This window comes from Pseudomonas sp. Marseille-QA0892, from assembly GCF_054950135.1.
In genome coordinates, this window is the sequence record NZ_CM143104.1 from 959191 (window position 1) to 978964 (window position 19774).

General features: G+C 59.0%; 14 protein-coding genes. 3 read left to right on the top strand and 11 right to left on the bottom strand.

The annotated features are described in order from the left end of the window. Positions 1 to 84: 84 nt before the first annotated feature. The 6 genes from ACY8D3_RS04310 to ACY8D3_RS04335 all read right to left on the bottom strand — a co-directional run bounded on the left by ACY8D3_RS04310 (position 85) and on the right by ACY8D3_RS04335 (position 8858). Positions 85 to 1215 carry an ABC transporter permease gene (locus ACY8D3_RS04310; RefSeq protein ID WP_462381936.1) on the bottom strand — a complete coding sequence of 377 codons (1131 nt, stop codon included), beginning with the start codon at positions 1213 to 1215 and terminating at the stop codon, positions 85 to 87. Further along, positions 1212 to 2408 (bottom strand): ABC transporter permease, encoded by a 1197-nt coding sequence (locus tag ACY8D3_RS04315; protein WP_462381938.1) that lies wholly within the window; start codon positions 2406 to 2408, stop codon positions 1212 to 1214. Before ACY8D3_RS04315 ends, ACY8D3_RS04310 begins: the two co-directional genes overlap by 4 nt. After that, the gene (locus ACY8D3_RS04320; protein ID WP_462381940.1) at positions 2393 to 3391 is read right to left on the bottom strand and encodes an HlyD family secretion protein; all 999 of its coding nucleotides are present in this window, start codon (positions 3389 to 3391) and stop codon (positions 2393 to 2395) included. The genes ACY8D3_RS04315 and ACY8D3_RS04320 overlap by 16 nt, the downstream gene beginning before the upstream one ends. Continuing rightward, entirely contained in the window at positions 3388 to 4770 is a 1383-nt protein-coding gene (locus tag ACY8D3_RS04325; protein WP_462381941.1) for a TolC family protein, read from the bottom strand. The genes ACY8D3_RS04320 and ACY8D3_RS04325 overlap by 4 nt, the downstream gene beginning before the upstream one ends. Before the next feature lie 165 nt (positions 4771 to 4935). Further along, on the bottom strand, positions 4936 to 6669 hold the full coding sequence (gene ltrA / locus ACY8D3_RS04330; RefSeq protein WP_462381928.1) for a group II intron reverse transcriptase/maturase: 1734 nt from the start codon (positions 6667 to 6669) through the stop codon (positions 4936 to 4938). 1412 nt (positions 6670 to 8081) lie between these two features. Beyond that, positions 8082 to 8858 carry a hypothetical protein gene (locus ACY8D3_RS04335; RefSeq protein WP_462381943.1) on the bottom strand — a complete coding sequence of 259 codons (777 nt, stop codon included), beginning with the start codon at positions 8856 to 8858 and terminating at the stop codon, positions 8082 to 8084. Positions 8859 to 9459: 601 nt separating this feature from the next. On the opposite strand from ACY8D3_RS04335, the gene ACY8D3_RS04340 reads away from it, so the two are divergent. From ACY8D3_RS04340 to ACY8D3_RS04350, 3 genes are all read left to right on the top strand, one after another. After that, the gene (locus ACY8D3_RS04340; protein ID WP_462381944.1) at positions 9460 to 10293 is read left to right on the top strand and encodes a hypothetical protein; all 834 of its coding nucleotides are present in this window, start codon (positions 9460 to 9462) and stop codon (positions 10291 to 10293) included. 57 nt (positions 10294 to 10350) lie between these two features. Beyond that, the gene (locus ACY8D3_RS04345; RefSeq protein WP_462381945.1) at positions 10351 to 10581 is read left to right on the top strand and encodes a helix-turn-helix transcriptional regulator; all 231 of its coding nucleotides are present in this window, start codon (positions 10351 to 10353) and stop codon (positions 10579 to 10581) included. 338 nt (positions 10582 to 10919) lie between these two features. Beyond that, positions 10920 to 11933 carry a YagK/YfjJ domain-containing protein gene (locus ACY8D3_RS04350; RefSeq protein WP_462381946.1) on the top strand — a complete coding sequence of 338 codons (1014 nt, stop codon included), beginning with the start codon at positions 10920 to 10922 and terminating at the stop codon, positions 11931 to 11933. Positions 11934 to 12047: 114 nt separating this feature from the next. On the opposite strand, the gene ACY8D3_RS04355 is transcribed toward ACY8D3_RS04350, so the two are convergent. Genes ACY8D3_RS04355 through ACY8D3_RS04375 form a run of 5 tightly spaced genes read right to left on the bottom strand, consistent with a single transcriptional unit; the run spans position 12048 to position 19758 of the window. Further along, positions 12048 to 12938 carry a DUF7281 domain-containing protein gene (locus ACY8D3_RS04355; RefSeq protein ID WP_462381947.1) on the bottom strand — a complete coding sequence of 297 codons (891 nt, stop codon included), beginning with the start codon at positions 12936 to 12938 and terminating at the stop codon, positions 12048 to 12050. A 7-nt stretch (positions 12939 to 12945) separates the two neighbouring features. After that, positions 12946 to 14166 carry a hypothetical protein gene (locus ACY8D3_RS04360; protein WP_462381949.1) on the bottom strand — a complete coding sequence of 407 codons (1221 nt, stop codon included), beginning with the start codon at positions 14164 to 14166 and terminating at the stop codon, positions 12946 to 12948. Positions 14167 to 14201: 35 nt separating this feature from the next. Next, on the bottom strand, positions 14202 to 14876 hold the full coding sequence (locus ACY8D3_RS04365; protein WP_045633490.1) for a hypothetical protein: 675 nt from the start codon (positions 14874 to 14876) through the stop codon (positions 14202 to 14204). Then, positions 14873 to 18628 carry an ATP-binding protein gene (locus ACY8D3_RS04370; protein ID WP_045633491.1) on the bottom strand — a complete coding sequence of 1252 codons (3756 nt, stop codon included), beginning with the start codon at positions 18626 to 18628 and terminating at the stop codon, positions 14873 to 14875. The genes ACY8D3_RS04365 and ACY8D3_RS04370 overlap by 4 nt, the downstream gene beginning before the upstream one ends. Positions 18629 to 18687: 59 nt before the next feature. Further along, complete coding sequence (locus tag ACY8D3_RS04375; protein ID WP_462381951.1) at positions 18688 to 19758, bottom strand: helix-turn-helix transcriptional regulator; 1071 nt, start codon at positions 19756 to 19758, stop codon at positions 18688 to 18690. Between the last annotated feature and the right edge of the window lie 16 nt (positions 19759 to 19774).

A 19774-nucleotide genomic window follows, 5' to 3' on the forward strand; every position in this document is an offset into this window, starting at 1 on the left:
CCCTCCGGAAACAGCATGAGCAATTGCTACGGCTCAGCAGCGCGAGTAGCGAATATCAGGCATGAGGGAGGGGGGGGGCGGTAATCAGGATGGCCGGCGATAGCGCCACCAGGCCAATACGCCGAACACGACAATCAGCACCAGCAGGTTCGCCATTTCCCACGCCGCCTCGGCAAAGCTGGCGCCCAGCTGGTTGAACTTGACCATGATGTTGATGCCCGGTGTCGATGGCAGAAGTTTGGCCAGCCACAGCAGCCATTGCGGTGTCGATGTGGCTGGCCAGGAGAGGTTGGACAGGAAGAAGAACGGCAGGGAGGTGACCAGAATAAGCTGGTAGGCCCGCTCGCGGGTGCGGAAGAAACTGGCAATGAACATGCCCAGGGCCACCACCGCGCCAACGAATAACAGACCGCCGACCAGCATGCCCGGGAAGTTTCCACCTCGCGGGTAATCCTGGTACCAGAACATGAACCCGGCGTAGTAGAGCATGTTGATGAAGCCGATCAGCAGGCAGGCGCTGGCAATGCCGATCAGCTGGGTGCCGCTGAAAAACAGTTGTCCCCTCCGTTCGCGGCGGGTTCCCGCCATCACCGCAATGCCCATCAACAGGGTTTGCTGCACGATCAGTTCGGCCACACCGGTGACCAGCGCACTGCCGTAACCTTCCCGCGTGTTGAACAGGGGCCGCTGCACCAGGTGCAAGGGCGGCTGTGCTGCGGCCCCGGCGAAGGCGGCCTGCCTGACCGCCGCTTCGCGAGCAAAACCGGTGATGGCGTCGCCCAGCCCGGTGAGCACGGTATTGGCCCGCCCGAGCCAGGCGCCGTTGGCATAGATGGCAACTTCCCCCTGGTCGCCACGCAGGATATCCCGCTCGAAGCCCCTGGGAATGACCACGAAACCCTCGGCCCTCATGGCGCTCACCTGAGCGATGGCTTCCGTCTCGCTGGCCACCAGCGCCGTCACCTGCACGGCGCTGACACGCTCGATATGGCGTATCAGATCCCGGCTGAGGGCGGTGCGATCCTGATCGACAATCACTACCGGTTGTTCGCTGGCCACCTGTTGCTGGTAGCCCGTGGGATAGAAGAACGAGTACAGGATAACGGCGCCCACCATCACCATGACCACGGCGCGATCGGTAAAAACAGCGCGAAAGGTGCTGGCAAAGGCCTCCACAAAAGCAGCGTGATAATTCTGCATGGCCGTGCGGGTCATCGTTGCCCCCAGGTGGAAGGATCAAGGACCGCCCGGCGATAGGCGTGATAACCGATGGCTCCCGGTATCAGGATAAACAGCACCAGCGCCCCCAGATGGGTGAAGGTCACTGTCGCTGGTGCTGCCAGATAGCGTTCCGCCGCATCCAGTTTCACGTAGCTGGTAAAGGGCAGGAGGTAGTGCCAGGTGCGGGCGAACAGGGAGGCACCGTCGATGGGAAAGTTGGCGCCGCAGAAAGCCAGCGAGGTACCGGCGTACAGGCCGACGCCCGACAAGGCGGTACCCATATTGCGTATCACGCCGGACAGCAGCAAGCCGATGGCGGCGTAGGCGGTGTACAGCAATACCTGGCCTGCCAGCAGCGCCATCAGTGAGCCGGCAATACCATCGCCGCGGATGACACTCACCCACAGCACCGCCGCAAAACCGTAGAGGGAGAATATCGGGATATAGATCAGCCATTTACCGAGAATGGCGCCCGGCAGGCTGCCGCCGCACTGTTCCAGCCAGCGTCCGGCAGTGCCATCGCGCAGTTCCCGGCAACAGGCACTGGTGACGGCCACGCACAGCATCAAATGCAGAACCGCGGGCAGCAGTAATCCCAGCAGGAACTGTTCAAAGCTGCGCGCCGGGTTGAACAACACGGTTACCTGGACGCTGACAGGGGGGGGTTTCAGTTTGTCCACGCCCTGTTGTAATGCGGTGTGCTCCAACACAATCCGGCCGGAGAGGTTCTTTACCGCCGCATCGATATCGCGAAAGGCAGTGGCACCTGCGGTGGTGAGGGCGGCGTTATAGAACGCGAACACCGTTGCCGGTTGACCACGCTGGATCTGGTCGTCGGTATCGGCGGGGATATGTATTACCGCGTCCACCTGCATGGCACGGACCAATGGCCAGGCCTGATGCAGGTCCAGCGGATGCGAGCGTACATCCAGTGCCGGGGCTGCATCCAGCGCGCGAATCAATTCGCGGCTGACAGGACCGCGGCTGTCATCCACCACGGCCACCGGCAGCGTACGGGGCACGGCGCTGTAGAACATCGCCGCGAACAGGATCATGCCCAGCCAGGGAATCCAGCTGATCAAGGCCATGTCCCAGGGCGAGTGACAGAGAAATTGCCATTCGCGTCGCGCCGAACTGCGCAGCGATGCACGAAAGCCGGTGGCGGCTCCGTTCAGGGTTGTGGCCACGGAAACAGCACACTCATGCCCGGGCGAAAGTTGGCAACCGGCTGCACCGGTCGGGCGCGTACTTCAAAGCTTTTCACATCGTAGCCCGCTGATTGCCGGGTGGCCCGCCAGGTAGCGAAATCGCCCGCCGGGCTGATGAAGTACACCTCAAAATCAACCCCGCTCAACGCCAAGGCGGGAATGTCGCCCTTGAGTGTGTGCCCCATGCTCACAGCACCAAACTGATCTTCCCGCAGGGTGAGGGACACCCACATGTTGTCGATATCCACCAGGGTGAACACCGGATAACCGGCAGGTACCAGCTCGCCCACGTCGGCCAGGCGCTTGCTGACTTCGCCAGCGGCTGGCGCCAGTCCCAGGGCTTCATTGCGGGCAGCGGTAACCTCGGCGACCGCTGCCTCAGCCTGGCGTACCTGGGCGTCGGCCGCATCCCTGTCTTCGCGGCGGGCACCGGCCAGGGCCTCGTCGTATTGCGCGCGTGCAGCCCTGGTCAGCGCTTCGGCAGCGCTGGCCTGGGCCAGGGCCTCATCGCGCTGCTGTCGGGTGACCACGCCTTCACTGTGCAGGCGATCGAGACGCACGGCCGTCGTCCGCGCCAGGTCCGAGGCGGCTTTTGCACGCTGCCAGTTGGCCTCGGCGGCACTGATCTGCTCTACGCGGGCGCCTTCGCTGGCCTTTGCCGCCTGGGCGCGGGCTGCATCCAGCACCGCGGTGGCCTGGCGGAACTTGGCTTCCACTTCAGGGCTGTCGAGGGTGAACAGATGCTGCCCGGCACTGACGCGCTCACCTTCGCGCACATGCAGTTCGGCGATCCGCGCCGGGATCTTTGCCGACACCTTGACCGAGTCGGCATCGGCCATGCCCTGTACCACTCCGGGGGCGGTGCGAAAAGCCAGCCAGAGCCCGACGATGACGACGGCCAGCGCCAGGAAAACAGCCAGCAATAACAGCAGGCGAGGGAGGGCAGAGCGGGTATTGGTCATGGTGAAAGCACTATGTCGGCTTGGCGAAGGTAATCGCTATAACGGTTGGTCTGTCCGCTGACATCCAGCAGCTGAATCAAGGCAAGATCGAACTCCCAGGCCGCCAGGGCACGATCAGTACGGGTTTTGCCCAACTGGAGGCGGGCATCGATCACATCGAGGGAGGTTGCCTGCCCCTCCTGGAACGACAAGCCCTGCAGGCGCAGGTTTTCTTCGGCGCTGGCCAGCGCACTCTCCAGCAGGGTGAACTGCTGGCGCGCGCTGTCGACTGCCAGCCAGGCGCGCGCCACACCGATTTCCAGCTTGACGGCGGTATCGCGCAAGCCGTGCTCCACCTGCAACTGCTGACTGCGCGCCGCGCCCACCTGGCGATGGCGATCGGTATTGGAAAAGAGCGTGTAACTCACCCCGACACCAAAGGCCCAATCGGACTCGGTGAGCAGCGCATCCCCGCGTTTCAGGTCATATTGGCCGAACAGATATACGCGCGGTTTCCAGTTGGCCTGTTCCGCCAGAACCTTTTGCCGGGCCTGCTCGCCCACCGCGCGCAATTGCTCCAGGCCGGGGTGCTGGCGCACCGCAGTCTCGACAAAGTATTCAACAGGTTCAAGGGGTGCCTGTACTACAAACAGCGGCGACAGGGGTTGGATGGGAACGTCACTGCGCAACAAACCGGCCAGTGCCGCTTGAGCTCCGCGCAGGTCATTGACTGCCTTGGCGTATTCGCGCTCGGCATTATCCAGTGCCACCTGCGCCTGCAACAGCTGGGCGCGAGTGGCAAAACCCTCCTGTTCCAGTTTGCGCGCATGTTCGTAATGCTCCTGCAGACCGTTGCGGACCTCCAGTCGCACCGCGACAACCTGTTGCGCCAACTGCTGCCCGAAGTAGGCCTCCACCAGTTGCACGGTTTCATCCTGGCCAGCGCGGGCCAGCAGGGCATCGGCTTCGTCCGCTGCTGCATTGGCGGCGGCCTTGGCAGCGCTGATTTGCCCGCCAGTCCAGACCGGCATCGTCGCCGTCACGATCGGCCGGGTGCGCCAATCCTTTTCTGCGAACTCCAGCGGACTGGAGATATCGAAAGCCTCGGCTACCGGCTCCAGCGAGCCCAGTGGCAGCTTAAGGTTTTTCTGGAAGTGCAGGCGGCGGATATCAATGGACACATCCGGGTAGGACAAACTGCGGCTGGCCTCAGCCAACTGGCGACGACTCTCCACCTGGCTGCGGGAGCTGGCCAGGGCATCGGAGATATGCAAGAGGCGCTCTTGTGCTTCTTCAAAATGCAGGGCCAGCGGTTGCGCCTGTGCACCAAGAGAGACGAATGCGGTAAGGGAACTCAGTGTCACCAGCGCCAGCAGCCTGCGACCAGGGGATAGCGGCATGTTGTCTCCTTTCATTCCTGGCAAGCAGTCGGGTAGGGATAGGCCATTGCTGGCCCATCCCCCCCTAAGAACCGTACGTGCGGCTTTCACCGCATACGGCTCAAGCTTACGAAAAACCAAGTAGCTTGGCCGGCAACGCACGGAGTGTTGCGTCGGATTCTACAGCTATAAACCACTAAACCGTAGAGGTGTATCTTTTTGCCGACTATGAGCCAGCGCATGGCAGTTGGGATGAAGCAGTGTGCGATTACGTAAAGTATCCGAGCCGCCGTCCACACGCCTGATGACGTGGTGATCGTGCCAGCCCGTTTCCTTACTCACCGCTTGCCCGCAAAGGGCACAAAGCCCCTTTTGTCTGCGGAAGATACTGAGTATTTGCCCCCGATAACGCAGCTTGTGCTGCATCCGTTGAACCCTCAGTGCCTCCCACTTCAGCTCGTGTGCCGCATCGTAGGGTGTGTAACTCCCCGGCAGACGCTTGTGACGCACGATTGCGGTGCCCGCCAGTTGGTATAACCGACGATGCTGCCGTTCCCCCTTACCATTCTTGTAGGGGTACGCGAACACCCAGCTCTGCCCGCCTATGGATCGGAAGTATTTATTCCTGATCCAATCAGCCGACTTCCTTGGATGCCTGCGTTTCGCCCACCTCCAGATTCGCCAAAAGATCAGATGATCCAGCCTGCTGAAGGTTTGTTTTGCCACGACCGGGGAGTGGTATTGTGCCCACCCCTTCAGTACCGGGTTCAGTTGGCCGATCAACGCTTCCTGCGTCAGTGCCCCACTACTTTTGATGATCTCGCGCACCTTCCGATACAACGCCGAGGCGTTCTTCTTCGAGGGCTTGATCAGCAGCTTGGCCTTCCTGCGTGGTGACTTCGGCACGTACTTCCTGAAATTCCACCCCAAGAAATCGAATCCCTGGTGAATGTGCGTGATGCGCGTTTTCTCCCGAGATAACTCAACCCCTCGTACTGACAGGAATTGCTCTACCCAGGGCTTGACCTCTTCCTCCAGCAGCTCTTTCGAGGCCGCCAGGATCACGAAGTCGTCCGCATACCGTACACACTGCACCTTGGTCTTCTCGGCCTTCTTGATTCCCAGCTTCTTCGCCAGATGACGTTTCAGCTGAGTTTCCAGACCGTTCAGAGTGGCATTGGCCAGACAGGGCGAAATAATTCCACCCTGCGGCGTCCCGGCTTCCGTTGCCATGAGTTGTCGCCGGTCGATAACCCCGGCTTTTAACCACTTGCGCAGTACCTTGGTGTCCATCGGGACATTCCGACACAGCCATTCGTGGTTGATGTTGTCGAAGAAGCCCTTGATGTCGCCTTCCAGAATCCAGACCGGCGCCGTTTGGGGCGACAGCAGGTGGAAAAGCTCAACCATTGCGTCAGCAGTCGAACGATCCGGGCGAAATCCATAGGACTTCGGATCGCTGGTGCTTTCTATTACAGGCTCCAACGCTTGCAGATACAGCGCCTGCATGGCCCGATCCAACATCGTCGGGATGCCCAGCGGGCGCCTCTCATGCTTACCGGGTTTCGGTATCCAGACCCGCCGTAGCGGTTTGGGCCGATAACCCCGTTGTTTCGACAGACTTCCCACAGCACGGAGCTTGGCCTGGGGCGATCCCCAGGTTTCTCCATCGACGCCCGGAGTCTTACGACCCCGGTTCTCCGTGACTCGTCGTACAGCCAAACAGCGGCCGTAAAACGAATAGGTCAGCATCCGTTGCAGGCGTTTAACCCTGCGCCAGTTACCTTCCTGTGTTGCCTGCGCAATCTTTAGCTGCGTTTTCCGAACGGCTTGCTGAACGGTGGCCCAATCGAGATCGTGCCAATTCATCACTCCGCCAGAGGGCGCAGACGCGACCGGTGTTGCTGGTTGCGTTTTCATACAGTCCTCCTGAGATGAACGACATTCAGGACGGACTACTCCCCTATGGGCAGTAGTCGCCCATAGGGTCGTTTGGTTATCGCTGGAATCAGCGGCTCTTCTTGCGCTCGTAAACCAGATGCACGTCAGCCAGGGTTGCCCCTGCCGGTGATGTTTCGACCGGTATGCTACCCATTACAGGCAGCCATTCGCTTCTTGCATCCTCCCATTCCCCACACCCATCAGCGCCCCTTGCGGTTTGCCTGCCTGACCATGTTGTTGCTGGTCAGGCGAGTGGTCGGGATTGCCACGTTCCCCGAGTCGCATCTATTCCCCGTTTAGGCTTCGTCTTTCCCCCGGTAGTCGTATTGGTACCGCAACGCATCATCCCACTGCGCTGTCCGACTACATGCCGATTTTGGCTAAGGCCAATAATTGCCGTAGGCCTATTCGTAGTTACGAAGGTTCAGGCGACGATTCACATGCGTTAGCCATGCGGGTTGGGTCATTAGCCTCGTTACGTCCGTGCAATTCGGACGTATAGCGTTCTCCGTCACCGGATAACACCCTCATAAGAGCGAGACATTGTTAATCGAGCTTCACACCCCAGGGTTGGCCCCTGACGCATGCCGATCTAATGAACTGGCAGGTACATGCCAGGCTCGGTACTTCCTATACAAGCGAAGTTGAGCAATGCGATTCGGAGCTTTTCGCTCCGTGCTTGGTTCAACACCCTACAACGTCTCACCACGGTGAATTGGCTCACTGCCAGGCGTGCGAGGGTGAGTTATGCCCGGAGGGCAAATTCACCCTCGGGCCAGACATTTTTAGTAACAATTCGATGATAGCTGAAGGTTACTAACCTGTTTCTGTAACCGCTCATTGACCCATTTTAGGGTTTGAACAGATACAGCTTTTGTTATCCATCCCCGCCAAAACGAAGCGTTTCCAGGGTGTGGAATTAACCAGGCTGAGCCGGTTTGTTGAATGCTTTTTCGGGCTTCAAACCCCCTGATAGCAAGGGGTTAAGGTGCCTAGGCGCATTAACCAAACCAAGCACGACACGGTCATACGTGTCGCACGGGTATGGCTACGATACAAGGGCAGCTTGGTCAATCGCCCCCTTGTCGACCATCAGCTAACAGCTGGTAGCAGTTTGAGCTGCCTGTGGCTAATACTCGGCCCACGTGGCCAGCAGCAGATGCAGGCCAGTCGCCAGGCGTGTCAGCGCGAAGCGCAAGCTGTTGCCTGGAAATGAGCGTTTCAAGTTGGCGGCTCACTTGCTGCTCAGTATGAAAATACCCACCTGCGATGCTTCAATTCGTTTGAAGTGTTGCACTTAGTTCATGCAGCTGCCAAGAAAATCAGCCATCGACTACAAGCCGGGCGCAGTTCGCGATTCAGGTAGTTGACCAGTAAAACCGCCTGCGTTGTTATTCGTCGATGTTAGGGGAGACCTCAACAGGGCCGGATACATCCATGTCCTCTACTGTGACTATTCTCTCCAGCATCCCATTTGGAACGATGTAAGTTTTCCTGTTTCTTTTGATTTCATTTATATTTTCAGAACGGCTTTTAATAGGCTTGCAAGTTTTTTCCTGCGATTCGACAAAGTCGTCATTTGAGTTGGATAAGGTATCCGCGGCTTTTGTATCTTCAGTTGAGCTGCTTTTATGCTCTGGGAGATTCGGTGGCGAACTTGTCTGAGGGGGATTGTTTTTATAATTTTCTTTGTAGCCCCTCAATGTGTCGCTACGGTTACCCTGTGGTTTTTTTGCTAGCCGTACGCGTGGCTGCTTCGCTTGCTTTTTGGTATGGGTTTGGTATGCCTTTTTTATCAATATTTCTAATAGTGCTGTTGCGCTTATATTCAGCTCGCTGGCCATTTTTTTCAGGTTTTTTTTGGTCTCCCCATTTAATGTAAAACTACAGACTAAATGACCTTCCTGCTTTTTGTTATTCCTGTTCCTCTGCTGTCGCCAAGCATCTTTCATGTCTTTCAGAAGTTCTCGCGCGCCAGCGCTTTGCTCAATTTTTTTGCCTGCATGTAGCATTTGTTCATGTGAAGGCAGCTCGTCTGGACAAATTTTTTGCTGATAATAAAAAAGCTCTTGGTAGCCCTTTGCCGACAAATATTCTATTGCCCAATAACGTTGATCTATATCTCGTGGATCGAGCCATTCCAGACCGATTGCTCTTTTTCGTCCCAAGGGTTTGAGTCCGTGTTGTAGGGGGAGACCATCCTAGCGGCCACAGCGGGTCCGAACAATACGTTATCAGATAACGCTATTGCGTAACGATAATCTTTAGGATAGGGTCCGATTTGGATATAAAACCGGTAGTCATATGTGTTTCTTACGTCTATGCGGGGCCAGTAGCGCGGGTCTTTCCCCTGAAGAGCGGCTGGTCCTGGCCTCGTTCGCGATGCATTTTGGGGGCCGTGGCCCCGTGAAGATGACCCTTCGAGAGTTGTCCGGGCGCTTAGGAATATCTGTTCGTGTCGTTGCGCGGGCAGTTTCGAGATTGTCGGCTGAGGCACATCTTGTTGTTAATAAGGTGTCTATTGGTAGAGGGCGTCCTTCAAGCGCGTATGAGTTATCAGCGATGATGCAGGCTCGCTTAAGCGAGGGGCGGGGAGACATTTGTCCACCCGTTTGTAAGCGGGTTATTAAAAATCTCCTCTCTGCTAATAATGAGCAAAGCGGTAAGGGCTGCGATGGCGTTGTTCAGAGCAACAGTATCGGCTTCAAGAAGCCCCCGCGCAGAAGCGATACCGATTCGCCTAGTGCTAGCGCTAGATGGCTTCTAGCTGTGCTGTTCAGTTATTCGGATGACCTTGGTGTCGTTCGTGGCGTAACGACGTTAGAGCTTCGGCAGGCAACCGGTATGGGCAAGGCGAAACTTAAATCGCAGTTAATGGGTCTTGTAGATAGAGGGTTGATAAGAAGTTATGTTCCGGGGGCGTCGAACACGTTATTTGTTGGAGCCAAGGTCAGTACGACCTACTTTCTTAATTTGAACCACCCGTTCCTTGGGGTCGGTAGAGATGTCAGTGCGGTTCTGGCGCTTAAGGAGTATGGTTGCGATCGACGCGAACTTGCGTGTATCACTGCTCGACCTATCGTGGAGCGTTTTCTTCGCGGGATTGAGGACCAAGCCTTCGAGATTTTCTGCTTGCGGGTGGACGGATATGCATCATTTTTACTCACCCGTCGCTGGGTTGAACTTTCAAACCCAAGGTGTCCTGAATTAACTCAATCGGTAGAGGATATGGTCTCGGCTGATTTCCAGAGGCCTAATGGAAGCGCAGTCGGTGGGGCGGGTGTAGATGTGGCCGATTGGGTAGTGGTGGTCGAGCATATTGCTTGGTTGGCGGTAGAGCGCGCTAGATGGATCCGAAAACTAGTTATGCGCATGCCTTCAGGTGGGGCTGATAGCACGCACATTCAAATTATTCCTGCTCCGAAGCATGATAGTGAAATTCGCGTTACCGTGCTTTTAATGGGGAGCCCCCCTATACCCCACGTCAATTGCTTGGTTATCAACTATACCCTCCCTCGTGTTTGTAGTTTGTATGAGGAAGAGGCTGAAATTCCTATTGATGAGCGCTACAGCTTTGGCTTGCTGACTCGGCCAAAAGATTAGGTTCAAGTCATTTTTTACACCCACTGCACATCCTCTGAGCCACAGAGGAGCCTGCTCATGCGAATCATCCGTCTGAAAGAAGTAATCGATTCCACCGGCTTGGCCCGGTCGACCATCTACAAATACATCGGGGAGGGCACCTTCCCGAAACCAGTCTCGCTGGGCGATCGCTGCGTCGGCTGGGTTGATAGCGAGGTCCATGATTGGATCCTGGCAAAAATTGAGGAACGGGATCTGGCTGAAGGCGCACCCGCGTGCTCAAGCGGCCATCTGAGCGTGGCCTGCTAGGGAGAAATGACCATTACGCCATGACCAGCCACGGCTGGTCATGGCGTTTATGCCGCAGCTCAGTGTGCTGCGCTCCCAGCTAACTCTCCCTGAATGCAATGTGAAAGATCGCCGGCAGGCTTGGCAATGTTGCTCCCCATTGCCCCGCCTAGCCGGGATGCTTGTTAGCTGACACCACTGCATCTATTTATATAGCTATTAGCTATATACCCAACACTCTACCGACCGATACTAATCACCACTACCCATCACCACTGACTACCTGAGGGAAAGAAGACCAGTAAAAAGAAACACACCCACGTACTTGGTATGCGACATCACCAACTAGGTACTGAACCATGAACAACCGCAAGCTCAACACCTACCTCTCCCAATCCGACATAGCCCTACAGATCGAGTCACTCGTCCACGCTATCGAGCATAGCGACACACCTGCATTCCGAATCACGCACAAGCGCTCAGGCTATGAGCGTGTTGAAGAGACCAGGCTCTCCCGCTACTTCACCAACATTCGGCAGATGTACGACCTGTTCGATGACCGATTGCCCTACGACTACAGCGAGCACCTATTAGCGTTCCGGGAAGCGTGCCATGACATCGGCCTTGAGCTTGCACCCGATGGTCCTAGGTGCTTGAGCAGGGGGCTCAGCCATCCGCAGAGCATGAACTTACTCACTGAGCGCATCCGCGAGTTGACCCGTCAGCAGTGGTATCGGCGCAGGGGCGGGGACCGCCGAGAATTGGCCAAGCAGCAAGAGAGGGAGATCACTGCGTACACGGATGCGGTGCTGAGTCGCTACTCACGCACGACAGTCGTCAGGCTTGATCTTTACTACCGGTCTGAAGCGCAGACCAGGCTACGAATCGAGCAGGTTTTTGACGATCTGGATGCTCTGATTTCCAAGCACAGCCGGCATCCGGCTTTCGAGCACCTCACCGGATATATCTGCGCGATAGAACAGGGGGATCGTAATGACGGAAGGGGCTACCACATCCATGCTGCCTACTTCTTCAATGGCAATGTGGTGTGCCGGGATGTCTGGAAGGCGATTGAGATCACCGAGCTGTGGGAGGCGATCACGCGTGGCCAGGGCTATGCGCATAGCTGCAACCACGACAAGGAACAGTATGGTGACGAGTGCGGCATCGGCCAGATCCACAGGGCAGATCAGTCGATACGGCCTCATACGCACAAGGCGATGAAATACCTGGTCAAGGATGGTCAACACTTGCGCTTGAAGCCTGCAGGGGCTCGCTGCCTGCGTAAAGGCACGCTGAGCCGTGTGCGCCGGGGCTGGCACAGTACTACTGAGCCCGTCGCTGGTTCTTCAGTCGGTAGCTCTCACCGCTGATTTGTCGAGGAAGCCGGCAAAACTGCCTTCGCCATTGCCATTGCCATTGCCATTGCCATTGCCATGGCTAGGGCCGCAGAACCTGGCGCTCCTCGGCCAGGCGGACGGCCGGCTTCACCCCCAAAAGTCCGCTGCGCTAGGTACGCTGTGAGGGTCTGCATCCCGCCGCTCCAGCTGATATAAAATCAGTTCCGAGCCGGCCATTGACTCCTGCGAAATGGCCAGTTTTTGCGCAAGCATACGTTGCACCGGTGGCAACTGGAGCGTATTCAGCCACTCTCTTGCAGCCTGTTGGTTCGCGAAGTCAGCCGGTTTGTCCAGGCCGGTGGAAGTTATGCGGTGGATGGCTTCATCCGTAGGTAGCACCATCGCACAGGCACGGCGCTGGGTTAGGCAGTTCATCAGCCCCTGTGGGTCATAGTCAGCGAAGCAGACCACCTCATGGACGCCTGCGAGCGCCTTGGTCACCGCTGCCGGTGTGAACTGAGGGCTGCCACGAAACAGCATCGGAATTTCGACGATGTCTTGAGGCCAACGATAGCGCGCCAAGTGGTACATCACTGGCAGGTTCTCAATCAGCACCACCCGATGAGTTCCGTGCAATTCTTCCGCCGGCACATTCAAAGTCGACCCGGGCGGCAGCTGGTAGGTGCCGGACGCTAGCGTTAGCGCATGGGTGGGTGACCCGACCATAACGATACCGGCGGAAACCGTCTGGCTGGATAATTTCTCGTTGCGGGTCTTGAGGGCGAGCTCCATCCGGTCCCCCTTCAGCTCAGCCGTGGTTTGCTTCAGAGGGTCGAAGGATGTATGGCGCTTGATTAAGGCGCGGAGTGTCGAGTGATCTTGCTCGGAAAGCTTCAGGCTGGCCCCGGAGCTGGACGGAGTGCCAATTCCGTAGCTTTGGTGCAGGCAATACCAGGTCTTTGTTAAGTTGACCTTGCGGTCGCAGCGGCGCAAAGCATTGGTGATTGTCTCGATAGTCCGGGCATTGAACTCAAGCATCCTATTTTTACCCTGCGCGCTGAGAGCGAACCAGCTTGAGATCCAAAACCAGCCGGTTGGCTGAGGTCGGAGGGAAGGGCGCGAATTCGGCCTCTAGCCGATAATTCAGACGTTTCCCCAGCTTCTTGCTCATCGCCTCCTGCAGCTGGATGTAGTTGTCCAGCGCATACAGCCAAATTCGCAAATCCACTTCCGTGTCGCCATGAGCTTTCCAGTAGGCGGTGGCCGACTGAGATTGGCGGGTGTCGATCAGCTGGCGAAGCATGACCCCGAGGTGGCGGCGGGCGAAGGGGGTTTCCATCGCCTCAGTTGTCTGCTCCTGCACCGGGACCACCACCGACTCACGGGGTTTGCCGCTCTCGATAGGAGCCACTCGCTCCTTGGGCTGCGGCAGGCTGGCCATCAGCTGCTCTATCGCCTCGAAACCCTCCTCGGAGCTGCCATGGGTGTAGGGGCTCCCGCTGATCGTCAGCGGCTGGGCTGGCAGGCAGGCCAGGGCATCGGCCTGCTCCAGCAGTGGATCGAGATTAATTGGGTTGCCCGCCAGCAAGAAGGCATCCACTGCGTGCACCACCTGGCGAAGCCGGCTGCGTTTGCGCACCGTCAGGCTCAGCTTGTCGAGCCGATTGATCAGCTCGTCCAGCTCGCTTCTATTGCGCATCACGGCGCTGTGCAGGGAGCCCTGGATCTCGCTGGTCAGCAGGCGAACCAGGGTGCGGTCGCGGCCGGTGAGCCTGTGCAGGCTGCGGAAAGAGAACAGTTTCAGCTTGTCGTGCAACCGGCGCAGGCGGCCCATCGCATTCTGGATGTCACGCAAGCGGTCGGAGAGGCGGGTGGAGTAGCCGTAGCCGCCCTCGATGAAGTTGCGCGCCAGCAGGTACTCATCGCGTAGGTGACTGATCACCTGGCGCGTAGTGTGTGACAAGCGCTTGAGATGACGCTCCATGTCCTCAGGCGAGTTGTCGGCCTTTGCCGCGTGGTAGGACTCGCAATGCTGCTGGATCGAGATCAGCGTTTCCTTGAGGTCGGGCGCGGCGCGTTCGAAGCCCTGGATGGAGACCTGGGCGCCGATATCCAGCAGCAGACTGCTGAGGTGCAGCATGTGGTTATCGCTGTCGATCAGCCCCTTGCTCACCAGCCAGGCGGCCGTCTTGTTTTGCCGATCCGGTTCGGGAATGCCAGTGTCGTCGGCGGAGGCCAGCTCCTCGAGCAACTCGGCGTTGTCCATCAATGCTTTGCCGAGGGTCTTCCAGTCTTCAGCTTTCACAGAAGGCCCCTTTGCGCCAGCACCTGCGGGTCATCCACGACGTTGTTTAGAGACAACCGGTGGTGGTCAGCCAGCCAGCCGAGGATGTGGTGCAGATAGCCCATCCGGCCGGTGATGATGTAGTTGGACGACTCGCTGCTGCGCTTGACGAGATATTCAGCATCGGCCATGGCCTTGAGCACCCTGCCCAGCTTGTCCTTGGTGTCCTTACCGTTGCGAGAAGCCGCGAAAAACTCGTGGCCGGCCAGGTCGCGCAGCTGGTCGCGGAAGGTGGGATTTTCTTCGATGGCATTGAGAAGCGCAGCGAACGACAGCTCCTCGCCCGGCGCCATGCATGAATCGTTACCACTGGCCTGATCCAGCAGGCGTATTAGGTCGATGCACGGGCGGATTTGGTCGCGGATCACCAGCAGCTGGGCGGTGGCCTGCTGTCGGTCGCGCGGGTCGTCGAGATCGACATAGCGGGCGAAGTACGCCTCAGGGGCCTCATCCTCTCCCAGCGCGCCCAGGTCGCGCCCGAGTGGCGCCAGGGCGGCGCGCACGGCATCGGCGAATCCCTCGGCGCGCATCTGCCGGTGCAGCTCGGGCTGGCTGTACGGACAGATGAAGCCACCGGCCAGCAGGATGAGCAGGGCGTCTTTCTTCAATTGCTCAGGGGGCAGGCCGCTCATGCCAGGGTCTCCATTTCTTCTGCCAGGGCGGCATTCAGGTCATCCAGAGGGTCAATTTCGTCGTTCAGGTACTCGCGCACCTCGATTCCCTTGCCGGTCGCCCGGCGTTTGAGGGTGTAGCAGTTCGGGAACTGCTTCAGCAGTTCTGGGGCGCCGCCGGGGAAGGCGGCCAGCATGGACACCCCGCGCTGGTTAAAAAGATCTACCAGGGCGATGTAGTTCTCCGGGGACAGCTCCAGCGCCTCGTCCAGCGGAATCACCATCTGGAAGTTGGCATCCTTGCGCAGCAGCTCGAACAGCGACACGAAGACCATCGAGACAATGATCTTGGTTAGGCCGTCGCTGCTGATGTTGACCAGATCCTGGTTGTTGTTGGCGACCTTCAGGTGGCCTTGATCCACGCAGGCTACGCTCACATCGAAGCACTTGGAGATATCGGTGCCGAAAGCCCCCTCGCGGATCTGCCGCTCGATACGGTGGACAGCATCCATGAACAGGGCGGTGGGCTCGAAGCCATCGCCCATTTCGTGCCAGCGACGGTACTGGGTCTCGAAGTTGGCGAGGTCGGCCCAGAACGAGAGGTTGTGAATGCGCGAGGTGACCCGAAATTCGAACTTCTGGATCGGCGGGAACGAGCCGAGGACCGCCTGCGCCCGGGCAGTTGCGTGGCGGCCCAGGGTTAGGATGGACTTGTGCAGGATATCGAGCTTGTCGCTGCTGTCGCAGAGTTTGATCGCCAGGCTTTGCGCCTGCATGATCATCTTGCCGCGCTGCTCATGGTGGAAGTTGTCCATGTGCTCGCGCAGCCCCTTGGAGGCGTGCAGCCAGGCCAGCTCGTAATCCTCGGCGGCCTGCCGTGCCTGCGCGGCAATCTGGTCAATCTCGCCCCCGTGGGGCGTCTGCTGCAGGCTGCCGCGACTGTAGCGGGTGGTCACCTCGTGATAGGTTGCACGGGCGCGCTTATGAATGCCCTCGCGCTCGGCGCGCAGCGCGGATACCTGGGCCTCGATGTCCTCGGCTTTCTGGTTCTGCAGGCGGCCGGCCTCCGGATTGGCATCGACGTTATTGAGCTGGCCGACGATCCTCTGGCTGATGGTCATTTGCTCGGCCAGCGCATTGCCTTCCTCGATCAGCGCCTTGCGGCGGATGTTGCGCTCGGCAATCACGGCCTGACGGGCGCGCTCGAACTCTTCAATCGCACGATTGATCCGGTCTCGCTCGCCCTCGCAGCGGATCAGCTCCGCCTGCCGGTTGCCCAGCTCGGGGAGCACGTTGGCCTTCCACAGGCGGTAGCTCTCGATGATCGAGCGATGGTCGGTCCAACGCTTGATCTCGCGCCCCAGGGCAGCGATTTCCGCCTCCAGCCGACGGTTTACGCTGTCATCGATGCCGGCCGCACGTAGCTGGGTAGCCTTGTCGGCCTCGAGCTGATCGAGTTCCTTCTTGAGCTGTTCGTCGATGCGCTGGATGGCCAGGCGAGACGACTCCAGCAGCTGCTCGTGCTCCTCGAGAATGTCCTTGCCAGCCAGTTCGCCTGTCGTCCTCAGCTCCAGCAGGTGGCGGCCATGGTCGCCCCTGAGGGTGTGGATCTCCTCCTCGATCTGCTTGAGGCGCTCGGCGGCTTCATTGGTCCGGCAGACCTGGATTTCCAGCTGCTCAAGGTATTGCGCGCGGGCACGCTCATGGATGCCGGTGAGCAGATCGCTGCGCGATGCCAGCTCGGCCTCAGCCTGCGAGAGTGCCTGGGTGGCCTTGGACTCGCGCTGGCGCAGCTGGCGCTTGCGATCCTCAAAGGCGGAGTGCTGCTTCTTGAGGCTGTCCAGCTCGATGTCGCAGGCCTGGATCTGATCGGTCAGGGACGCGATTTCAGCCTTGATGTCCTCGTCGCTGGCGAAGGAGGGCGCGCTCAGCGGGGAAAGGGTCAGTTCAACCCCGTAGAGCGTCAGATCCGCACCGGTGGAGTTGCCCTCGCCATTGACCAGGCTGGTGTGCAGCGACGGGTTAAGGTCAGTACGCATCAGCACGCGCGGCGGCACCAGGCGGGCGATGTTGTCCGTCCAGCTCGGGTGATTCTTGCGCAGGAACCCCAGCAGCGTGTCGTTGCTGGCGTTGAGCTGGGCGACCAGCTCGTCCTGGTTCTGCTTGAGGTTCTCTCGGCGACGTTCCGCGCCCTGATAGCTAGCGGCCAGAACGGCTTGCGCTTCATGCAGCTGTTTGTCCTCGACCTCCAGCGCCTTGCATGCGGCTTTGTGTTCGTCGCACACCGCCCGCTGCTCGGTGATTGCGGCCTGCGCGGCATTCAGCTCGGCCTGGGCATCGGGCAGTACGGTCAGCGACTGCAGCAGGCGCAGTTCAGCCTGCTGGCGCGAATGCTCAGCGACACCAGCCTGCTGGCGAGCCTGTACCTCATCCATCTCGATGCGCTGGTTGTCGCGCGTGTCTTCGATCAGCGCGCTGTAGTAGCGGTCATGGGCTTCCTTGCGAGCCAGCAGGGCACGGCTGTCGGCGTCAGTCCGGCTGCGCGTCTTCTCGCGCAGATCGGTGGCGCTGTCTTTTGCCGCCTGGGTGCGCTGCTCGTGCAGCAGGCGGATATCGATGCCTTGCTGGTTGAGCTGGCTGAGGTGCTGCTGCTTCTGGTCGCGCTGGGCCAGCAGCTCTTCCGAGCGGGCGTCCAGTTCGAGCAGGTCTTCCAGCCCATCGCGTTCATACTGCGCTCGCTGGTCTTCGATCCGCTTGACCTGCAGTTCGGCTTCCCTGAGGTCGGAAGCGATGGTGCCGCGCTCGGTGGCCAGAGCATCACGCTGCTTCAGCGTGGTCTCCTCGTATTCGGAGGCCTCCCGGGTGACGTCGGCGATGGCCTCGCTGTTGCGCTGCTGACCGCTGCGCAAGTCCTCGATCATCAGCAGGGCGCGCTGCTTGTGATTGGCCAGCTGGCGGGTGCCTGATTCGTATTGCTCGCGAAGCGTGTCCAGCTCGCTAATCCGGCCTTTCAGTTCGCGCTCGTAGATCTGGAGGCCGGCATGGTTGTCGATCAGCGAGCGGAAGGCGTGACCGCTGATGCTTTGCAGGGCCTGGCTGGGGTCATCGTTGTCCTGCTGAAGGATCTCGGTCATGGTCGACTTGATGCCTTCGAACGTGTGTCCGGATTCCAGCATCGCCATGGTCACGTTGTCGATCCCGCCGAAGTCCTTGCGCTTAGGCGCCAGCGAGAAGCTGGGGCGCAAGGTCTGGATCATTTTGCGACGGCTGAGGTCATCCACCCCATCCAGGTTGGCGTTGCCGGTGTTGTACTGAATGATTCGGCGATAGTGCATGGGCTGCAGCTCGGGCGAGCAGTCCACCCCGATACGCAGGATGTGCCCCTGAAGTTCGGCTGCCGACACGAGCAGGCCGGCGGCCGGATCGATGTAGAGCAGCTCGGGCTTCCAGGCGCTGGACACCAGCCGGTAGGAATAGCTTTCGCCGCTGCGGTGCATGACGGCGCAGCGTGGCTGTCCTTCCGAATTTGTGTACTCAAAAACAATGAAGCTCGAGGCGTTGGGCAAGTACCAGTTGGCGAAACTCTGCTTGTTGGCGCCAGCCCGGATCACCCGGCCGGGTGTCGCCCCGTAGAACACCGGGATCAGCTTGAGGAATGACGACTTGCCGATGCCATTAGTGCCGTTAAGGCTGGTATTTCCCGACATGACCAGTTCCGCCTTGGCACCGGCGCAGAGCGAGTCAATCAGGACGATCTTGAGAAGCTGGGACATGGGAGGGCCTTGAGGGTGAGGGGCTTTCAAGCTCTTTCAGGTGAACGCTCAATAATTGATCAGAAAGATGCCTGATCCAGCTTATTGACTGGCGTGGTGGGAGATATTGGCGCCATGAGGTTCCGGTACAGCTCAAGGCCTGCCTCCATTTGATGCAGCAGTTCTTTTTGCAACGTCAGCGGCTTAAGCACGGCAATAGCTCCTGTCTGTGAAAGCAGCCACCAACGGAGCTGCCAGGAGTCTTGAACTGTGGCAGTCAGTTGATACCCCTCGTCCTCTGGCTCCAACTGCATGTCAGTGGATAGCGGTGTTTCACTCAGTTGCCTAGCCAGGCTCTCACTGACCCAGGCGTGGAGGGCGATTTGTCCTGCACCGGGGCTGTTGAATTGCAGAGCGCCGCTGGCGATGTAATCGTCCAGTTGAAAGTCTTGGGGGCGGCGGCTGTAAGTGTCGAGGGTGGCGGCATCCTTGAAGCGGTGTATCGCGTAGAGGCGGACGTCTTCATAAGGCTCGGCAATTGCAGCCAGGTAGGTGATGTTGCCGCGCTGGATCAGGGCGAGTGGATTCAGCACCAGCTCACGGAGCTTATTGCTGTGTGCCGCGAAGTAGTTGCAGTGCAGTTGTTGGTCACCCAGCAGCGCTTGCTGGATCTGCTCCAACAGTACTTCGTCGATCACGGGGGCCAGCAGTGACAGCTCGGGAGGCACGCTGGCGATCTTGTTGATCCAGCGGGCAGCCGGTACTTCTGGTCCGAGGGCCTGCAGTTTCTGATGGGCCTGTGCGAATCGTGGCTCAAGGCTTTTGAGCATGAAGCCGGGCAGAAGAGGACGCAGGCTGTCTTCGACCATCCTCAAGGTCAATGCCTCACTTACGGTCAGGCCGGGAAGCTCTGCCGTCGCACCAGGCGTCCAGTACCAGCCATAAGGGGTGCCCTTGTCGTTGCACTGCAGAGGAAAGAGCTGAGATAGCTCGACCAGATCCCGCTCGATAGTGCGCTTGCTGACCCTGAAGCCTGCCTCATCGAGGCGCTTGGCCAGCAATTGAGCGGTCACTCCTGGCGGGCGGGCCGGAAGGGATTTCAGCAATTCCCATTGACGGCTGAGGGTGCTGCGTATGGATGAGGCAGGCATCGTTCGTCCTTGAATG